Annotated in this window: 14 protein-coding genes; all 14 read right to left on the bottom strand. The window is 58.4% G+C overall.

All coding sequences use genetic code 11. The features are described from left to right. Positions 1–124: 124 nt before the first annotated feature. Positions 125–1621, bottom strand: coding sequence for an L-serine ammonia-lyase (locus QZ540_RS03880; protein ID WP_294627901.1), 1497 nt, complete (start codon positions 1619–1621; stop codon positions 125–127). Positions 1622–1895: 274 nt separating this feature from the next. Continuing rightward, complete coding sequence (gene gcvT, locus QZ540_RS03875; protein WP_294627899.1) at positions 1896–3014, bottom strand: glycine cleavage system aminomethyltransferase GcvT; 1119 nt, start codon at positions 3012–3014, stop codon at positions 1896–1898. Positions 3015–3186: 172 nt separating this feature from the next. Beyond that, positions 3187–6027: an aminomethyl-transferring glycine dehydrogenase gene (gcvP, locus tag QZ540_RS03870; RefSeq protein WP_294627898.1), complete on the bottom strand. Its 2841-nt coding sequence runs from the start codon at positions 6025–6027 to the stop codon at positions 3187–3189. A 283-nt stretch (positions 6028–6310) separates the two neighbouring features. Beyond that, on the bottom strand, positions 6311–7531 hold the full coding sequence (locus QZ540_RS03865; RefSeq protein WP_294627896.1) for a nitrate/nitrite transporter: 1221 nt from the start codon (positions 7529–7531) through the stop codon (positions 6311–6313). Between the two features lie 30 nt (positions 7532–7561). Continuing rightward, positions 7562–8395, bottom strand: coding sequence for a respiratory nitrate reductase subunit gamma (gene narI / locus QZ540_RS03860; protein WP_294627894.1), 834 nt, complete (start codon positions 8393–8395; stop codon positions 7562–7564). A 26-nt stretch (positions 8396–8421) separates the two neighbouring features. After that, positions 8422–9162 carry a nitrate reductase molybdenum cofactor assembly chaperone gene (gene narJ / locus QZ540_RS03855; RefSeq protein ID WP_070615157.1) on the bottom strand — a complete coding sequence of 247 codons (741 nt, stop codon included), beginning with the start codon at positions 9160–9162 and terminating at the stop codon, positions 8422–8424. Between the two features lie 3 nt (positions 9163–9165). Continuing rightward, positions 9166–10779, bottom strand: coding sequence for a nitrate reductase subunit beta (gene narH / locus QZ540_RS03850; protein ID WP_005504921.1), 1614 nt, complete (start codon positions 10777–10779; stop codon positions 9166–9168). Beyond that, positions 10779–14498: a nitrate reductase subunit alpha gene (locus QZ540_RS03845; RefSeq protein WP_294627891.1), complete on the bottom strand. Its 3720-nt coding sequence runs from the start codon at positions 14496–14498 to the stop codon at positions 10779–10781. Before QZ540_RS03845 ends, narH begins: the two co-directional genes overlap by 1 nt. A gap of 78 nt (positions 14499–14576) precedes the next feature. Continuing rightward, positions 14577–15770 carry a ThiF family adenylyltransferase gene (locus QZ540_RS03840; protein ID WP_294627889.1) on the bottom strand — a complete coding sequence of 398 codons (1194 nt, stop codon included), beginning with the start codon at positions 15768–15770 and terminating at the stop codon, positions 14577–14579. 128 nt (positions 15771–15898) lie between these two features. Then, positions 15899–16405: a molybdenum cofactor biosynthesis protein MoaE gene (locus QZ540_RS03835; RefSeq protein WP_294627887.1), complete on the bottom strand. Its 507-nt coding sequence runs from the start codon at positions 16403–16405 to the stop codon at positions 15899–15901. Then, positions 16395–16913 carry a molybdenum cofactor biosynthesis protein B gene (locus QZ540_RS03830; RefSeq protein WP_294627885.1) on the bottom strand — a complete coding sequence of 173 codons (519 nt, stop codon included), beginning with the start codon at positions 16911–16913 and terminating at the stop codon, positions 16395–16397. The genes QZ540_RS03835 and QZ540_RS03830 overlap by 11 nt, the downstream gene beginning before the upstream one ends. A gap of 55 nt (positions 16914–16968) precedes the next feature. Then, positions 16969–17469: a cyclic pyranopterin monophosphate synthase MoaC gene (moaC, locus tag QZ540_RS03825; RefSeq protein ID WP_044150196.1), complete on the bottom strand. Its 501-nt coding sequence runs from the start codon at positions 17467–17469 to the stop codon at positions 16969–16971. A gap of 107 nt (positions 17470–17576) precedes the next feature. Continuing rightward, a complete protein-coding gene (locus tag QZ540_RS03820) occupies positions 17577–18956 on the bottom strand; it encodes a molybdopterin molybdotransferase MoeA (protein WP_294627882.1) in 1380 nt (459 codons plus the stop codon). 120 nt (positions 18957–19076) lie between these two features. After that, a partial coding sequence (locus tag QZ540_RS03815; protein WP_294627880.1) for a molybdenum ABC transporter permease occupies positions 19077–19862 on the bottom strand: 786 nt, incomplete at its 5' end.

Here is a 19862-nt window from a genome sequence, read left to right as displayed (position 1 = left end):
GCCCGTGCCCACCGCTATATGAAGGCACAAAGGTTAGGGAAAGCGTAAATACTAACGATACAGGAAGAAATCCCTTCTGTCTACCACACCCTCATCAGGAGTGCAAACCTGCCACGGCGTGCACCTAGCATTCCACTACATTCACAGCCAAACCACCCATTGACGTCTCCTTATAACGGTGAGACATATCCAGACCGGTCTGACGCATCGTCTCAATCACCTGATCCAACGACACACGGTGCGTACCATCACCACGCAACGCCATACGAGCCGCCGTCACAGCATTCGACGCAGCCATCGCATTACGCTCAATACACGGAATCTGCACCAGACCACCCACAGGGTCACAGGTCAGACCCAGGTTGTGCTCCATCGCAATCTCAGCAGCGTTCTCAACCTGCTCGGGGGTACCACCCATCACCTGCGCCAAACCGGCAGCAGCCATCGAGGAGGCACTACCCACCTCACCCTGGCAGCCAACCTCAGCACCAGAAATCGACGCGCGCTTCTTATACAGCACACCCACGGCAGAAGACGCCAAGAAGAAATCAACCACTGCCTGATCACGAGCAGCCTGACCGCAATGGCGAATACCCTGCGTGTAATTCATCGCGTAATGCAGCACCGCAGGAATAATACCCGCAGCACCATTCGTCGGAGCAGTCACCACGCGACCGCCAAAAGCGTTCTCCTCATTGACCGCCAAAGCAATCAGGTTCACCCAGTCAATAGCGAACTCAGGAGACTTCGAGGGGTCCTCCACCATCAAATCGCGGTGCCACGCACCTGCACGGCAACGCACCTTCAGCGGACCAGGCAGATAACCCACACGCGCCAGAGAAGAGCCAATGCACTCCTTCATCACACGGTAGATATGCAGGATGCCGTCACGGACCTCCTGCTCAGAACGCAGAGAACACTCATTCGCCATCTTCAGCTGCGCAATCGACAGGCCAGACTCATTCGCCATCTCCAACAGCTCAGCTGCCGAACCAAACGGATACGGAGGGTTCATCAGCGAGGCGCCACCGGTCGCCTCCTCATCACCCTCGACGATGAAGCCACCACCAATCGAATAGTAGGTACGCTCCAGCAACAGCTGCTCACCCGCGAACGCCGCAATCTTCATGCCGTTCGTATGGCGCGGCAAAACAGTCAGAGGGCGCAGAGTCATATCCAGCTCACGGTAATTCACCACCGGGCCGTACACCTTCTGCTCCTCACCACCGGGAGCAGTCACACCGTACGCAGAGGACGGGTAACCCGCCAACGGCAACGTACCGTCCACGCTATTACGCTCAATCATCGCCTCAGACTCAGCGATATTGATAGTCTCCGGCACAAAACCGCACAGACCCTTCAACGCCGCGCTCATCGTGCCGTGACCAGCACCCGTAGCCGCCAACGAACCATACAGGTCAACATGCACGCCCGTCACGCGGTCCAGCAGACCCTCGTCAATCAGCTCCGCCGCAAAACGGTTCGAAGCGCGCATCGGTCCCACAGTATGCGAGCTCGAAGGACCCACGCCAACGCTGAACATCTCAAAAACACTGATGTCATACGGCAGAGCCTCTGCCTTCTTCTGGGCGCTACTGGGCGCGCTCTGGTTAATAGCCACGTTCTGTCCTTCAAATAAAAATGCCTGTGCACCGCACCAAAAGATACGCGCCCCTCAATGAAGGAGCCACACATCAATCTGCGGTCTATACGTGCGGACAATCACCCTTGACTGGCCGCTCTAATCCTAACGCACTTCAGAACCATCACAAACTAAGGCTCAGAACACTTCCAACGCTCCCCCGCCGCTCAGCACCGCATTACAGCACAGAAAAGGCGCCGTGCCCACACAGGACACGGCGCCTCTACCCTACAGATTACCTGCAGAAAAACTCTTACTTCTCACGCTTGTAGAACGGCAGAGCCACAACATCAAACGGAGCACGCTTACCGCGGATATCAACATCCACAGTAGAACCAACCTCAGAGAACTCACGGTTCACCAGCGCCATAGCAATCGGGAAGCCCAGAGTCGGGGAAGGAATACCGGAGGTAACCTCACCAATCTCATTACCCTCAGCATCCACCAGCTTAGAACCGGCACGAGCAGGACGCTTCGCCTGAGCCTTCAAACCAACCAGGATGCGCTTCGACTCGCTCTTAGCCAGCTCAGTCAGAGCCTCACGACCAACGAAGTTAGCTGCCTTCTTCTCCAGAGCAATCTCAACCAGACGGCCCAGACCGGACTCAAAGGGGGTGATATCCAGACCCAGCTCGTGACCGTACAGCGGCATACCAGCCTCAAGACGCAGGGAGTCACGAGAAGCCAGACCCGCAGGAATCATGCCGAAAGGCTCACCAGCAGAAGCCAGCTTATCCCACAGCTCAACAGCCTTCTCATTCGGAACGAACAGCTCGAAGCCATCCTCACCGGTGTAACCGGTACGAGCCAGCAGAACATCAACACCAGCAACAGTCAGCGGAACCGAAGCGTAGTACTTCAGCTCGCGCACAGCCTCTTCATCAGAGACACCAGCAGCCAACAGAATCTCCTCAGCACGAGGACCCTGAACAGCCACCAGAGAAGTCTGATCCGACTCATTCACAAACTCAACGTTGAAATCGCCCAGGCGCTCGCTCATCGCTGCAAAGTCAGTGTCAATGTTCGAAGCGTTCGGAACGACCATGAATTCCTCATCACCCAGACGGTAAGTAATCAGGTCGTCAATCACGCCGCCCTTGTCGTTGACCAGGATCGAGTACTTCGCCTTACCAACCTTCAGGATGGACATGTTAGACACCAGAGCGTAATCCAGGAACGCACCCGCATCCGGACCGGTCACACGGAACTCACCCATGTGGGACAGGTCGAAAATACCGGCACGGGTACGGACAGCCTCATGCTCAGCAACGTCATTAGCGTACTTCAGGGGCATATCCCAGCCACCAAAGTCGGTGAAAGAAGCGCCCAGCTTCTCGTGAACCGGGTACAGGGAGGTCTTCTTGGGGGACATTGGATTCTCCTCACGCACAGCTTTGTGCTGTTATCGTTCAATCGTCGTAGATTTGGTTCGCCCCCACAGACACGAGATACGCTGCGGAGGCGACCCCCGCCCGTCCCCAGAAACCTGAGGACGGACGGGGCAGGCAGACCGTTACAGCCCGCCCAGGAGCGTTACAAGCTCCTTATGCTTCCAGGTCGAAAGCCTCCATCGGGGGGCATTCGCACACGAAGTTACGGTCACCGCCGGCGCCATCAATACGACCCACCGAAGTGAAGTACTTGTTAGCGCGCAGGCTCGGAACCGGGAAAGCCGCCTGGGTACGGGTGTAGGGGCGATCCCACTCATCAGCGCTCACCACATCAACAGTGTGCGGTGCGTTGCGCAGAACCGAATCCTCCACAGCGACCTTACCCTCAGCCACCTCGATAATCTCGTCGTAGATGGTCTCCATTGCCTCAATGAAGCGGTCCAGCTCTTCCTTCGACTCAGACTCAGTCGGCTCAACCATCAGGGTGCCCGGAACCGGGAACGCCAGAGTCGGAGCGTGGAAGCCGAAGTCCATCAGACGCTTGCAGACGTCCTCAGCAGTCACGTGAGACTGATCGGTCAGCTGACGCAGGTCCAGGATACACTCGTGAGCGACCAGACCGCCGGGGCCGGTGTACAGCACCGGGTACTTGTCGTTGAGCTTCTTCGCAATGTAGTTCGCGTTCAGCACCGCGTACTGCGAAGAGTCCTTCAGACCCTGAGCACCAGTCATCGCAATGTACATCCAACTAATCGGCAGAACGCCGGCAGAACCGAAGAACGCCTGCGAAATCGGCAGTGCAGCGTCGTTGGGGAGCTTACCCTCAGAATCGGCGCGGTACGCGTCGCCGGGCAGGAACTTCGCCAGGTGCTCACGAACAGCCAGCGGGCCAACACCGGGGCCGCCACCGCCGTGAGGAATGGAGAAGGTCTTGTGCAGGTTCAGGTGTGAAACGTCGCCGCCGAACTTACCCGGCTGAGCGAAGCCCATCTGAGCGTTCAGGTTCGCGCCATCCAGGTACACCTGACCGCCCGCCTCGTGAACCAGCTGGCAAACCTCAGCAACCTGCTCCTCAAACACACCGTGAGTGGAGGGGTAGGTAATCATGATGCCGGCAACCTTGGGACCGTACTTCTCGATCTTTGCCTTCAGGTCATCAACATCAATCGAACCGTCAGCAGCAGTTGCCACACCGGCAACCTTCAGACCAGCCAGAGCAGCAGATGCCGCGTTGGTGCCGTGCGCAGACAGCGGAATCAGGACGGTATCGCGCTCGTGGTCACCGTTAGCCTCGTGGAAGGAACGGATCGCACGCAGACCAGCGTACTCACCGGTCGCACCCGAGTTCGGCTGCAGCGAGATAGCATCGTAACCGGTAATAGCAACCAGCCACTCGCTCAGATCCTTAATCAGCTCGTGCCAGCCCTCAGCCTGATTCTCCGGGACCAGCGGGTGAATGTTCGCGAACTCAGGCCAGGAGATGGGCTCCATCTCAGCAGCCGCGTTCAGCTTCATGGTGCACGAACCCAGCGGAATCATGGTGCGGTCAAGTGCCAGGTCCTTATCAGCGAGGTGACGCAGGTAGCGCATCATCTCGGTCTCGGAGCGGTACTTGTGGAAAATCGGGTGCTGCATGTAGTCATCGGTACGCAGCAACTCAGCGGGCAGGTCGTACTGTGCGTCTGCCTCACCCAGGGTGCCGCCCAGAGCCTCAACCAGGCTCTTGAGCAGTTCCTCACCGTGAGACTCACCCACGGAAATACCAACGCGGTTCTCATCGAAGCGGCGGATGTTCACGCCAGCTTCCAGAGCCTTCGCAACCAGCTCATCGGCGCGGCCAGCAGCCTCCACCACGACGGTGTCGAAGAAAGTATCGTGAGCAATACCGTAACCCGCAGCCTTCAACGCAGTAGCAACACGAGCAGCGTTGGTGTGCAGGCGGTTCGCGATAGCGCGCAGGCCCTCAGGACCGTGGTACATCGCGTAAGCGCCAGCAACAATAGCCAGCAGAGCCTGAGCAGTACAAATATTGGAAGTAGCCTTCTCACGGCGGATGTGCTGCTCACGAGTCTGCAGAGCCAGACGGTACGCAGGCTTACCAGCCGAATCCTTAGAAACACCCACCAGACGGCCAGGCATGGTACGCTCCATACCCTTGTGAACAGCCATGTAAGCAGCGTGGGGGCCACCGAAGAAGAAGGGCAGACCGAAACGCTGAGTGTTACCCACAGCGATATCAGCGCCCAGCTCACCCGGAGACTTCAGCAGGGTCAGAGCCAGCAGGTCAGCGACCACAGTGACCAGGGCGTTACGCTCCTTAGCGGCCTTAATCAGCGGCTCAATATCGCGAATATCGCCTTCATTGCCGGGGTACGCCAGGACGATACCGTACAGGTCGCCCTCGGGCAGGCCCTCAGAGAAATCAGTAATGACGAAGGGAATGCCGAGCATCTCTGCACGGCCGCGAGTCACCGAAATAACCTGAGGCAGGCAACGGGAGTCAATCGCGAAGAAGCCGTTCTTCACCTTGCGGTTCGCACGGTGCATCATGACAGCTGCCTCAGCTACTGCGGATGCCTCATCCAGCAGGGAGGAGTTTGCAATCTCCAGGCCGGTCAGCTCCATCACGGTGTTCTGGAAGTTCAGCAGAGCCTCCAGACGACCCTGAGAAATCTCAGCCTGGTACGGGGTGTAAGAAGTGTAGAAACCGGGGTTTTCCAGAATATTACGGCGCAGAACGGCGGGAGTTACAGCATCGTAGTATCCGGCACCAATCATCTGGGCAAGAACCTTATTCTTCGCAGCATAGCCGGCAATCTTTGCCTGAGCCTCATGCTCCGACAGCGGAGCAGGCAACTGCAATTCGCCATCAAGGCGAATCTGGGAAGGAACGACAGCGTCCATCAACGCATCCAGGGAAGAGTATCCCAGGGTTTCGAGCATCTGCTCTGCGTCTGCGGAACGGGGGCCGAGATGACGATCAATAAAGGACATAGGATTCTCCTATTGGTCGGCGCAAACCGTAGAGGGGTCACGTCGCGCTATTGCGACGAGTCGAACACTTTAAGTGTCCCACATCTCCACAAAGTTTCGCTAGCTTTACCAACATTCGACATGCCCAAACATCAAACTCTTCTCCCCCACCAAAGCCCACCCCGTTAGACGAAAAACAGCTGAAAAGCACAAAGTCCGGCTCGTCCTCTCCGAAGAGAAAACGAGCCGGACTCAGCCAAAGCAAACTTCACATACACCCCACAGAAGGATGTATCAGAAGACCCTACTTAGCGTGGTTGGGCTTGCCACCGTGCGGCACCAGGAATGCCGACAGGAAAGCCAGAGCCGCAGTCACAGCCAGCAACATCAGGCCGATGAAGTAGTTGTTCTCAGTCTGGTTGTAGGTTGCGCCCATCACCAGCGGCGGGAAGAAACCACCCAGAGCGCCAGCAGCAGCAACCACACCGGACACCGCACCAACGTTCTTCGGATCAGCCGCACGAGCCACCCAGCCGAAGACCGAGCCGTGACCCAGACCCAGAAGAGCAGCCATCAGGATGAAAACAGCACCATACACGTGCTCAGCATCAGGCTGGAACGCGGTAATAACTGCCAGGATCACCACACCACCCAGGGAGATGAGGGTGATAATCTTCGGACCGAACTTATCAGCCAGCACACCACCGAAGGGACGAGCAATCACAGCAGCAACCGCAAAGCCAGCCGCACGCATACCAGCGTCGTTAGCGTTGAAGTTGTAGATGTTGCTCAGGTAAGTAGGCAGGTAGTTCGAGAATGCCACGAACGCACCGAACACAACAGCGTAGAGGAAGCACAGCTGCCAAGTGGTCTTCACCTTGAATGCCTGAACAATCTTCGGCATCAGCGGAGTAACCTCACGGCCGATGGTTGCCGGAGAATCCTTCAAGAAGAAGAAAGAGATAGCAGCGGTTACAGCACAGATAACAGCAATCAGAACGTGAGTCTGGAAGTAACCAATACCCTGCACCAGGCGGGGGGTAGCGAATGCAGAAATTGCAGTACCCACCATGCCGGCACCGAACACACCGGTCGCAAAACCCTTCTTGGAAGCGTCATACCATGCGGCACTGAAGGGAATACCCACAGCGAACACGGTACCCGCAATACCCAGGAAGAACGCCACAACAAGCAGCATGGGCAGCGAGTTCATCTGACCAGCAACACCAACCAGGAAGACCAGGGGTGCGCTAATCGCCAGAACAGCGGTGAACATAATACGACCACCGTAGCGGTCAGTCAGACCACCAGCGGGAATACGGCCGATAGCGCCGATGAAAATCGGCATAGCGACCAGAACACTAGTCATACCAGCGTCCAGGTGCATCTGCTTGGCATACATTTTTGCAAGCGGGCCGACGATGGTCCATGCCCAGAAGCCAATGGTCGAGGCGAAGGTTGCCAGCAGAACGTTACGGAGCTGACCCTTCTTCAGGTCGTAGCTCGGTGCAGCAGGGGTGCTCATATTTCCTCTTTTGCAATATGGATATGTGTATTAGCGGTCGGCGCGCTCACGCGGGAGAGTGCCTACCGGGTCCCAACCTCGACGTGCACCAACACGCTGGCCGCCACGAGAACGGTAGACGGTGTAGGGGCGGAAGAGGTAGTGCAGAGGCACAGTCAGTGCATGCACCAGGCGGGTAAACGGCCAAATGATGAACAGAACCATAGCCACCACGATGTGAATCTTGAAAGCCACAGGAATATTCACCATCAGAGCCACCTCAGGGTGGAAGTAGAACAGCGAACGGAACCACACAGAAATGGTCTCACGGTAGTTGAAGTGAACCTCGTGACCATTCACCGGAGGCAGACCGCCCGAGGGGTTCACTGCCGAAATCAGAGTAGCCGCAGTACCGGCGAGAATCACCAGGACCAAAACGACATACATGAAAACGTCATTACGAGTGGTAGCCGAACGAACACGAGAGTTCGAAACACGGCGACCAATCAGAACGAACATACCAATAATGGTTGCGACAGCAGCAACAGAACCGCCAACCAACGCCACAATGTGGTAAGTCTCATCCGAAACGACGAAGTCAGTCAGGAACTTAGGAACCACCAGGCCACCAACGTGACCAAGGAAAACGGCAGCGAGACCGTAGTGGAACAGGGGCGAAGCGATGCGCAACAGCTTCGATTCATAGACCTGGGACGAGCGGGTAGTCCATCCATACTGGTCAGTACGGTAACGCCAAATGGTGCCACCAATCAGAACGACCAGTGCAACATAGGGCAGAACGCCCCACAGCAGGATGTCAACAATACCCGGATCGGCTACAGCCTGTGCAGCATGTCCTGCGTTCTCAGAAGCAAGTACGTACACGTGTTGTCTCCTCACAAGGGATAAAACTAGTTAGAACGAGCCGAAGCCTGCTGGAGCAGCTGATGATCAGCGTAACCATTCAAGCCAACAGTCTCGACGGGAGGGCCGTAGCCAGCCATCTTCTGGACCTCCTCCTGAGTCTGCGGAGAGACGCCAGGGAGGGTATCGCAGATGCTCTGCAACAACCCGTAGTGGGGCAGATTTCCGTCCTTCATGGACAGACGAAGAAGCTCAAGGGACGGACGGTACGCCTGCAAAGCGGAACGACCCTTACGGCGATCCACCAACGCACAGAACTCCAGCACCAGCGGCAGGTAGTCCGGAAGCTCACCGTTCAAAACGGTCAACATACCGGAGTCGCGGTACATCTGCTTGAAACGCAGAAGAGTCTCACCACGGCGGCGGGTATCGCCGTCGGTCCAGTAGGACAGATGCAGAGAGTGACGACGCGAAAGGTCGTATTCCTGCACGTACTCGGACTGCACATCCTCCAGGTCCTTCGAAGTCAGCCACTGCTGAACCGCATCAACGGCAGCAATGAAAGCCTCATCCTGGGTGGAAGCGGTAATCTCAACCAGTTCAGGCAGAACCTTCAGAGTTTCCTCATCGGGGTAGCCCAGGAGCATACCGCTCACCTGGTAGATCACCGAGTCCTTATCCTCGCCGGGACCGTAATCGATATCGAACGGATTCTCCGGCTGAGCCGGCTCCGAGACAGCAGCCTCGGAACCGGCCTTGCCCATGAGCTTGGAAAAGAATCCAGCCACTTATTACTTCTTTCCGGTGGTATTCGGGAAGAGGCCGTCAGGACGGGAAGAACCGTCCCAGCTGAACAAGCTGACCTTGTTGTTAGCCTCGTAGACACCGGTGGACACGGGGGTCGGGCGACCCTCCATGTCGTTGAACGCATCGCCGTACATGCCGGGTCCGCCATCCACGCTCAGGGAGCAACCCATTTCCTCAAGGTTGTGGGCGTCCTCCATGTGAGCCTTCGGAATGACGTAACGCTCGTTGTACTTAGCGATAGCCATCAGGCGGTACATCTCGTACACCTGCTGACCGGTCATGCCAACTGCCTGAGCAATCTCCTCGTTGCCTTCGCCACCGAGGTTGATGTCACGCATGTACGAACGCATCGCAGCCAGGCGGCGCAGAACGTTAGTAACAACCTCAGTGTCACCAGCGGTGAACAGCTCAGCCAGGTACTCAACCGGAATACGGAGAGACTCAATAGCGCCGAACAGGTTGTTGCTGTTCTCTGCATCGTGGCCCTGCTCCTTGAGCAGGTCAACGATCGGCGACAGCGGCGGCACGTACCAAACCATGGGCATGGTGCGGTACTCGGGGTGCAGGGGCAGAGCCACCTTCCACTCCTTCGCCAGCTTGTACACGGGCGACTTCTGAGCTGCAGTAATCCACGCATCGGGGATGTCGTTCTTACGAGCCTGCTCAATCACAGCCGGATCCGAAGGATCAAGCATCAGCGACAGCTGAGCCTCGTAGAGATCCTTCTCGTCCTCAACCGAAGCAGCCTCAGTCACGCGGTCTGCATCGTAGAGGAAGATGCCGATGTAGCGCATACGACCAACACAGGTCTCAGCACACACGGTCGGAATACCAGCCTCAATACGGGGGTAGCAGAAGGTACACTTCTCAGCCTTACCCGTCTTGTGGTTGAAGTACACCTTCTTGTAGGGGCAACCGGTGATGCACTGACGCCAACCGCGGCAACGATCCTGGTCAACCAGAACGATGCCGTCCTCAGCACGCTTGTAGATAGCGCCAGAGGGGCAAGAAGCCATGCAGGAGGGGTTCAGGCAGTGCTCACAAATACGAGGCAGGTAGAACATGAAGGTCTGCTCGAACTCGAACTTAATCTTGTCCTCAGCCTTCTTGCGAACCTTCTCAACCAGCGGGTCCAGGTGACCGTACTCGGTCGCACCAGCCAGGTTGTCGTCCCAGTTCATACCCCACTCGACCTTGGTGTCCTCACCGGTGATGAGGGAGACAGGCTTAGCAGCCGGGAAGTCATCACCCAGAGGAGCACTGGTCAGGTTCTGGTAATCGTAGGTCCAGGGCTCGTAGTAGTCGTTCAGCTCGGGCTGAATCGGGGACGCGAAGATCGTGAAGAGCTTCTGGAAGCGGTTACCGCTCTTGAGCTCCAGACGACCGCGCTTGTTCAGAACCCAGCCGCCCTTCCACTTCTCCTGATCCTCGTAACGGCGGGGGTAACCCTGACCGGGACGAGTCTCAACGTTGTTGAACCAGACGTACTCGGTACCGGCTCGGTTCGTCCATGCCTGCTTACAGGTCACGGAGCAGGTGTGGCAGCCGATGCACTTATCGAGCGCCATCACCATAGCAACTTGTGCCATAACGCGCATTAGAAAGTTACCTCCTGGGACTTACGGCGACGGATGTACGAGACGATGTCTCGCTGGTTACCGGTCGGTCCAAGATAGTTGAAGGCGAACGCCTGGTGAGCGTAGCCACCAATCATGTGGGTGGGCTTCAGAAGAATACGGGTCACCGAGTTGTGAATACCACCGCGCTTACCGGTGACTTCAGACTTCGGGCTCACAGTACGCTCCTGAGCGTGGTGGACGTAGCAGACGCCCTCGGGCATACGGTGCGAAACAACCGCACGGCCGACGAAGACACCGTTGTTGTTCACACACTCAATCCACTCGCCGTCCTTGACGCCGATCTTCTCAGCGTCCTGCGGGCTCATCCACGCAGTCGGACCACCACGGAACATGCTCAGCATGTAGTGGTTGTCGAAGTACTGCGAGTGAATTGCCCACTTGTTGTGCGGGGTCAGGTAGCGAACAGCAACCGAAACACCATCGGTAGTACCGAGCTCGGGCTCGTTGTACAGGCCGGTCATATCCAGCGGCGGACGGTAAATCGGCAGAGCCTCGCCCATCTCGTGCATCCAGTCGTGGTCGAGGAAGAAGTGCATACGGCCGGTCAGGGTGTGGAACGGCTTCTTCTTCTCGATGTTGACGGTGAACGGAGCGTAACGGCGGCCGCCGGTCTCCGAACCAGACCACTCGGGGGAGGTCATCACGGGCTGCGGTGCGGCCTGGGTCATGGGGAAGGTAATACGACGTTCCTCGTTACCTTCTGCCAGGTCCATCAGGTGCAGACCGGTCTGCTTCTCAAGCTCCTTGAAGCCCTTGACAGCAACCTCACCGTTAGAGGTACCGGAAATCATCAGGATTGCTTCAGAGACCTTCACATCAGTGTCCAGTGCCGGGCGGCCAGCGCCCTTACCGGAATCCATCACACCGAATTCCTTAGCCATCTTCGCGACTTCGTCCTTCAGGTCGTAAGTCACGAACTTGGTGGTAGCACCGAGCTTGTCGAACAGCGGGCCAACGGTGGTGTACATGTCGTACAGTGCGCCGTAGTCACGCTCGACAGTGACGAAGTTCGGCATGTTCTTGCCGGGCACGCCCACCATACCGGGGGTGTTCTTCCAGTCGGGTGCGTGACCGCCGGGCTGAGCAATCTGGCCGGGGGTGTCGTGCAGCAGCGGGACCGAAACGATGTCCTTACGGACGCCGAGGTGCTTCTTAGCCAGGCGGCTGAACTCGTACGCCAGTGCCTTGAAGGTCTCGTGGTCGGTCTTTGCCTCCCACGGCGGGTCAATTGCCGGGGAGAACGCGTGCAGGAACGGGTGCATATCGGTCGAGGAGATATCGTGCTTCTCGTACCAGGTAGCAGTCGGCAGAACAATGTCAGACAGCAGGGTGGTGGAGGTCATACGGAAGTCCGAGGTGACCAGCAGGTCCAGCTTGCCCTGAGGTGCGTCGTCAACCCACTTCACTTCGTTCGGCAGCTTCTCCGAATCGGAGCCCTGGACGTTGTCCATGCTGCCGACCAGGTGCTTCAGGAAGTAGCTCTCACCCTTAGCGGAGGAACCGAACAGGTTCGAACGCCACAGGGTCAGGGTACGAGGCCAGTTGACGGGGTTGTCAACGTCCTCAACGGAGAACTCCAGGTCGCCAGAGTTCAGACGCTTCGCAATGTAGTCCGCGTTCGAGGTAGCCTCGCCGCGTGCCACAGCCTGCTCTGCCTTGTCTGCCAGGTCCAGCGAGTTCTCGGGGAACTGCGGGTAGAACGGCATCCAGCCCATACGGGTAGAACGTGCCACAACGTCAGCAGTGTGAACGTCGCGCAGCTCGCCCTTAGCCAGCGGGGACTGCAGGTAGTCGGTGGAGTATGCGTCCTGACGGAACTGGTCAGTGTGCATGTACCAGAAGCCGGTACCGATCATGTGACGCGGCGGGCGGCTCCAGTCCAGAGCGTTCGCAATGTTGGTCAGACCGGTCAGCGGACGTGCCTTCTCCTGGCCCACGTAGTGAGCCCAACCGCCGCCGTTACGACCCTGGCAACCGGTCAGGTTCAGCAGGGCGAGGATAGCGCGGTAGGTGGTGTCAGCGTGGTACCACTGGCAGATACCCGCACCGAAGATAATCATGGAGCGGCCACCGGAATCCAGGGCACTCTTGGCGAACTCGCGGGCGACGCGGATAACAGCCTCGGCGGGGACAGAGGTAATCTGCTCCTGCCATGCCGGGGTGTTCTGAACGTTCCAGTCCTCGTAGTCCTTAGCCCAGGTACCGGGCAGGCCTTCACGGCCCACACCGTACTGTGCAAGCATGATGTCGAAGACGGTGGTGACTTCGTGGCCTTCAACGTAGGCTACGGGCACACCGCGGGTAATGACGTCGCCGTGACCCTTCGGGTTGTCGAAGGTCGGCATCTTGATCTCTGCAGCTGCAGTCTGACCCTGGGGCAGGTCGCGAATCGACAGAATCGGCTTACGACCCTGCAGGTCCAGGTTCCACTTGCCCTGGTCTTCCTGAGCGTAACGGTGACCCATGGTGCCGTTGGGCACGAAGACCTCACCGGTCTCGCGGTCCATCAGGACGGGCTTGAAGTCAGCGTTAGCCTGCTCAGCCTCGCCTGCGAGCTTAGCTGCGGTCAGGAACTTGGAGGGGACCTTAACGCCGTCTTCACGGGTTTCCAGGGTGACCAGGAAGGGGAGGTCGGTGTAGGTCACGGAGAAATCTTCGAAGAACTCGACACGCTGGTCGACGTAGTTCTCCTTGAGGATGACATGGCCCATCGCCATTGCCAGTGCCGCGTCGGTACCTGCCTGTGCGGGCAGCCACTCATCAGCGAACTTGGTGTTGTCGGCGTAGTCGGGGCTCACGGTGACAACCTTGGTACCGCGGTAGCGAACCTCGGAGACCCAGTGAGCGTCCGGGGTACGGGTCAGCGGAACGTTTGCACCCCACATGATGAGGTATGCAGCGTCCCACCAGTCGCCGGACTCGGGAACGTCGGTCTGGTCGCCGAAGACCTGCGGGGAAGCCACGGGGAGGTCAGCGTACCAGTCGTAGAAGCTGGTCATGACGCCGCCGGTCAGCTGGATGTAGCGAACACCCGCGCTGAAGGAAGCCATAGACATTGCCGGAATCGGGGTGAAGCCGGTGTTACGGTCGGGACCGTAGTACTTGATGGTGTGCACGTGAGCAGCAGCCATCAGCTCGAGAGCCTCAGCCCAGGTCGAGCGCACCAGACCACCCTTACCGCGTGCGTTCACGTAGCGTGCACGCTTGGCGGGGTCGGACACGATGGAGTGGAAGGCGTCCACGGGATCGTTGTGGATTGCCTTCGCTTCGCGGTACATCTCCAGCAGGAGACCGCGAACGTAGGGGTACTTAACGCGGGTGGGAGAGTAGGTGTACCACGAGAATGCTGCACCGCGGGGGCAGCCGCGGGGCTCATACTCGGGGCGGTCGGGACCAACCGAGGGGTAGTCGGTTTCCTGTGCTTCCCAGGTGATAATGCCGTCCTTGACGTACACCTTCCAGGAGCAGGAGCCGGTGCAGTTCACGCCGTGGGTAGAGCGAACTTCCTTATCGTGGCTCCAACGGTCGCGGTAGAAGGCGTCACCTTCGCGGCCGCCTTCACGGAAGACGGCGCGGCCGTCTTCAGTCTCATCCCAGCGGGAGAAGAACTTACCGAACTTGATCAGCTGATCGGTAAGGGGGCCGTCCGGGCCCTTAATCTGTGATGCTTGTTCCATACTGCCCAATATATCTGAAAATTGGCATGGAAAATACGAGATAAAAACCTTGCCTAATTCATACGAAATAAGGGTGTTTTAGACCGTAAGCCAGGCGGAAATTCCACCCTCAAGCATGTACACAGAACGCTCCTCCAGGGGCGCTATTTCACGAGCTGCCTCGACCGTTCGGGTGTATCCAGTGCAGTAAATAACGATTTTCTGGGCATTTGCGGGGATTTTACGCTCAATCAGGGCCTTTAGAGTGCCGCTTCGAGCTGCTTCAAGCAGTTCGGTGAGGGGCAGATTGATAGCCCCCTCAATCGCAAAAGCATCGAATTCCACCCGCTCACGAACGTCCAAAAGGGCAATATTTTCACCCGATGACATCTTTTTAAGGTCCTGAGCACTCATTGAGCGGGGCTTCGAGTCGATAGAAGGGCTTGTAAAATCCTGAGAAATATTACGAATTGTTACAGAATTTTTGGGCTTCTGGCTCGCTTCTTGGGGCAAAACAACACTTTTCTTAGGTACAGCTTGCACGCTAGCTACAAGAGGTATATATTCCCACCTCCCGCTTAACGCCGAATATAGGCCAACCTCACCCATGAGCGGCTCCCCCACCCCGGTCAGCAGCTTCACCGCCTCCATGGCCATCGCAGCACCCACCACGCCAGCCATGGCACCCACCACACCGGCAGTACTACACGACGGCACACTACCGGCAGCAGGAGCATGAGGATACAAATCCTCGTACACCGGGCCGTGCCCCGCCCAAAACACACTCAACTGCGCATCAAAGCCAAGAATCGCAGCCCACACATGCGGAATCCCTGCACGCGCCGCCGCTGCCGACACCACATAGCGCGACTCAAAATTATCGCTACCATCCAGCACCAAATCAGCGCCAGACAGAAGCTCATCAACATTCGCCTCCGTCAGGCGCTCACGCACCGGCAACACCTCAATAAAAGGATTCAGCGAGCGCAAGGACTCAGCGGCAGACTCAGCCTTAGAATTGCCCACCCTGGCATGCGTATGAATCACCTGGCGGTGCAGATTCGAGGCATCCACGAAGTCGTCATCCACCACCACAATCTGACCGACTCCGGCACCCGCCAGGTACAGCAGTGCGGGAGCGCCCAAACCGCCAGCGCCCAGCACCACCACACGCGCGCCCTTGAGCGCCAGCTGAGCCTCATACCCCATTTCGGGCAGGATCAGCTGACGAGAATAGAACGCACGCTCAGCGGCAGAGAGCTCGCTCGCGCCGGTTGAAGGCTGAGAAGACATAGGGATTCCTCGAGTCACGTAGTAGAGGCGGCTTGAGATTTCTGGAATCCAAGCCTCAAGGAGAATAAGCCTGCCCGAGAGAAATCCCCCTGACAGGCTTATATAGAGATATCAGAATATTCAGAGGGCTAAGCGGGCGAAGTATCCACGCCAACCCACTCGATGCTTCCATCGAGCAGTTCCTGTTCCTTCCAAATCGGCACACGAGCCTTCACGCGGTCGGCAACCAGCTCGCAGGCATCAAACGCACGGCCGCGGTGAGCCGCCGCCGCCATCACGGTCAGAGCCGACTCACCAATAGCAATCGAGCCCACGCGGTGCACAGCCCACAGGCGCACGCCATCCAGCTCAGCGGCAACCTCGGCGGCGACCTCGGCAATATACTCACGAGCCTGCGGATGCGCGCTATAGGACAGCCCACGCACCGCGCTACCGTGATCGTGGTTGCGCACAATGCCGTCAAAAATCACCAGGGCACCCATAGCGTCGGTCATGACCTCAGCCTTCGCCGCCGCGTACAGCGGCTCCAGGGGCGCCTCCGTAATATCGGTGAACACCACGGTCGAGCCGCTCGGCTCAGCACCGTGCGCACCCGAATGATCCAGGGATTCTTCGTTCTGCGGCTTAGTGGTCATGGTAGTCCTCCATCTGGCGGCAAATGTGCTCAACGAGCGGGTCGAGGGTTGCCACGCCGTCCTTCACACCACCGCGCGAACCGGGCAGGGTCATCACGAAGGTACGGTCAATTACGCCCGCCACGCCGCGCGAAAGCACGGCTGCAGGAACGTTCTTCAGACCGTTCATCCAGAAAGCGTGCATGATGCCGGGAACTTCTTTGTCCAGGTGGGGGCGTACCGCCTCCACGGTCTGGTCGTCAGAGTTCAGGCCGGTGCCGCCACTAGTCAGGATGAAGGTCGGCAAGGTGCCGTTCTTCTTCCCCTCGGTGACCAAGGTGTTGAAGTACTCGACGATATCGCGGTCTTCAATGACCACAGCGTCCGGGGTGTCGAAGCCGCGCGAGCGCAGCCACTCCACGGCGATGGGGCCGGACTTATCCTCGTACACGCCACGCGCCGCACGGGTCGATGCAACAATAACCAGGCCGGTCAGGTTCTCCGGCATGGTGTAGTCTTCGCTACTCATTGGAATTCCTTTTCTGTATTTACCAGATGGCGATGGGGCGGTGTTCCGCCGGAGCTTAGGAGTCCTCGCGGACAGACCAGTCGCCGGACTTGCCGCCGCTCTTCTCCAGAACACGAATATCGGTAATAACGGCGTGCTTATCGACTGCCTTAATCATGTCGAACACGGTCAGTGCCGCCGAGGAGACGGCAGTGAGCGCCTCCATCTCCACACCGGTCACGCCGCGGGTCTTCACGGATGCTTCAATACGCACGAAGTCGGTGCCGCGCTCGAAGTCGACCGTGATCTTGCCCAGGGGCAGTGGGTGGCAGAGGGGAATGATTTCCGGGGTGCGCTTAGCGCCCATGATGCCGGCGACGCGTGCGACGGGCAGTGCGTCGCCCTTGGGCAGGTCGGCGTCAAAAATCATGGCGATGACGTCTTCGCGGGTGCGTACGGTTGCTTCAGCCAGGGCGGTGCGGGTGGTGACTGACTTCTCCGTAACGTCCACCATGTGTGCCGAGCCGTCGGCGCGCACGTGGGTCAGTTCCTGGTTGGGCTGCGAGGTAGAGGTCATCGTTTCTCCTGGCTTCTGGCGGTGTTCTTCTGCCGCGAATCGTAATAGGTGAGTCTCAATTATTCCTTGTCTATCAGACAAGGAACAATGCGGAGGTAGTGTTTCGCTTAGTTATCGGTGAGGCGGATGCGGTGGTAAGGCACAGCCTCTCCCCCGGTGTAGGTGGTTCCGGGCGCCAGCTCAATGAGCACATCCGCCTGGGCGGCGCGGTGCAGCAGGTGCGAGCCTGAAAGGATGTCCGGGTAGAGCTCTACCCGGTAGGTTCCGGGTTCTACCTCGACCATGGCGAGGGTACCGCGCAGGAACTGGCGCTTGGTCGCCGGTGCGGTGAGCGGGGTGTCGGTGACGAGCACGCCTCGGGGTGCGTTGTTCAGCGTTGCCTGTTCAGAAGCCACAGCGTGAGGCACACCGTAGGGGCCGCCGGCACGCAGGTAGGGGCGCAGAATCAGCGCGTACGAAATGAGGGTACTCACCGGGTTACCGGGGAAGGAAATCATGGGCACGCGGTGGCCCTTGAAATCGAGAACGTTTACGCCCTGCGGTCCGCCGGGCTGCTGGCTGACGTGGCCGAACCAGGATACGGGCACCAGGATATCCGCTTCATGCGCCTTAGCAATAGCGTTACGGACCACCTCATATTTGCCGTGACTGATGCCTCCGGAGGTGATGATAATGTCAGGAGCAAAGCTCTCGTACTCTGCCGTGAGGCGGTGCAGCAGCTCGATGGGGTTATCGCCAATTGCGATGCGACGCACCTCAGCTCCATCTTCGCGGAGCATGGCGGTGAGCATGGGGCCGTTGGCATCAAAAATCTGGCCCTGAGCGAGTTCCTGAGTGGTGGCGCTTCCGTCTTCTTCAACACCGGAGAGGATCTCGTCACCGCCGGTGCACACGAGCACGCGGGGACCCGCCGCGACGGTCAGGCGCGCATAACCCTGGGAGGCGAGCGCGCCCAGCAGGGCGGGGGTGATGCGCTGACCTGCACGCGCCAGAAGCTGACCAACGACGACATCTTCGCCGCGGCGGCGGACGAACTGTCCGGGCTTACCGGTGGCAAGCTTCACCTTTTCACTGGGTCGGCCGAAGGATTCGGGCAGGTCGGGGTATTCGATGCGTTCTGATTGCTCCACCGGAATAACCGCATCGTAGCCCTTGGGAATGGGTGCGCCGGTCATGATGGGGTAGGTGAGGTCGTCAGAGGATCGGGAACGTTGCAGGGGGCGTCCTGCGGGGATTTCTCGTCCGACGGTGAAGATACGATCTTCTCGGTCAACGGCTGCCGCGGTGAGGGCGTAGCCGTCCATTTGGGAGTTGTCGAAGCTGGGTACGTCCATGCGCGCGGTAACATCCTGCGCGAGGATACGCCCTGCCGCATGGTAAAGCGGAACCGTTTCTGCAGTACCGATGAAAACCTCACGCAACAGTAGCGCCAGGTAGGCGCGGTATTCCTCGGTGGTGGGGGTTCCGTTGAATTCGGGGGAAATCATGGCGGTTCCAATCGTGCGGCAATAGTTAAGAACAGTGTACGGGTGCGGTTGTGAGCTGGTAAACGCAGTTTCGCCTAATAGTCTTCAGATGGCGCTGCGGTTCCTTGGGACGGGCCGGTTTTATCGGGTGCTTTCGCGCAGTTTTTTGAGGGCGCGAGCTAGACCGAGGACACCGAAGATTCCCAGGTAGAGGCTGATGAGAATTAGCGCGCTTCCGAGGGCGCTGGGGATGTCGCTGCTGTTGATGGCTAGGTCAATGGCGAGGGGTATGGTTTGGGTTTTGCCTTGCACATTGCCTGCGAAGGTGACGGTTGCGCCGTACTCGCCAAGCGCGCGAGCGAAGGAAAGTAGGAAAGCAGTCGCAAGGCCGGGCGCGGCGAGGGGCAGGAGCACTTTAAAGGTGGTCTCTGCCGGTCCGGCGCCTTCAACGAGAGCGATTTCTTCATAGTCGCGGGGAATAGCCTGCAGGGTGGTGACCGCGGTGGCAACGAAGAAAGGCAACGCAACGAAGACCTGGGCGATAATCACCGCGTTCGAGGTGAAGGGAATAGAGAATCCTGCCTGGTAGAGGTAGGTGCCGATCATGCCTTTACGTCCCCAGAAGAAGAGCAGCCCAAGGCCGGAGACGACCGGTGAGAGAATCACCGGGGTGTAGATGATGGCGTAGAGGACCGACCCGAAGCGGTGCATCCGCGAGCGGTTGAGCACTTTGGAGAGCACGAGCGCCAGGGGTGCACCGAGAATACCGCAAATCAGGGTCGATGCGGTAGCGGTGCTGAGAGAGAGGTTGGCAGCCCCGAGAACCTGCGGGGTAAAGATGGTACCCAGCTGACTCCAGGGAATATTAATGAAAAGCCCGAGGAGCGGACCTGCAATGAGGAAAATACCCAGAGTTGCCGGGATGAG

Source organism: uncultured Rothia sp. (assembly GCF_916049665.1).
Lineage (GTDB): Bacteria > Actinomycetota > Actinomycetes > Actinomycetales > Micrococcaceae > Rothia.
This window is presented reverse-complemented; position numbering and strand designations above follow the sequence as displayed.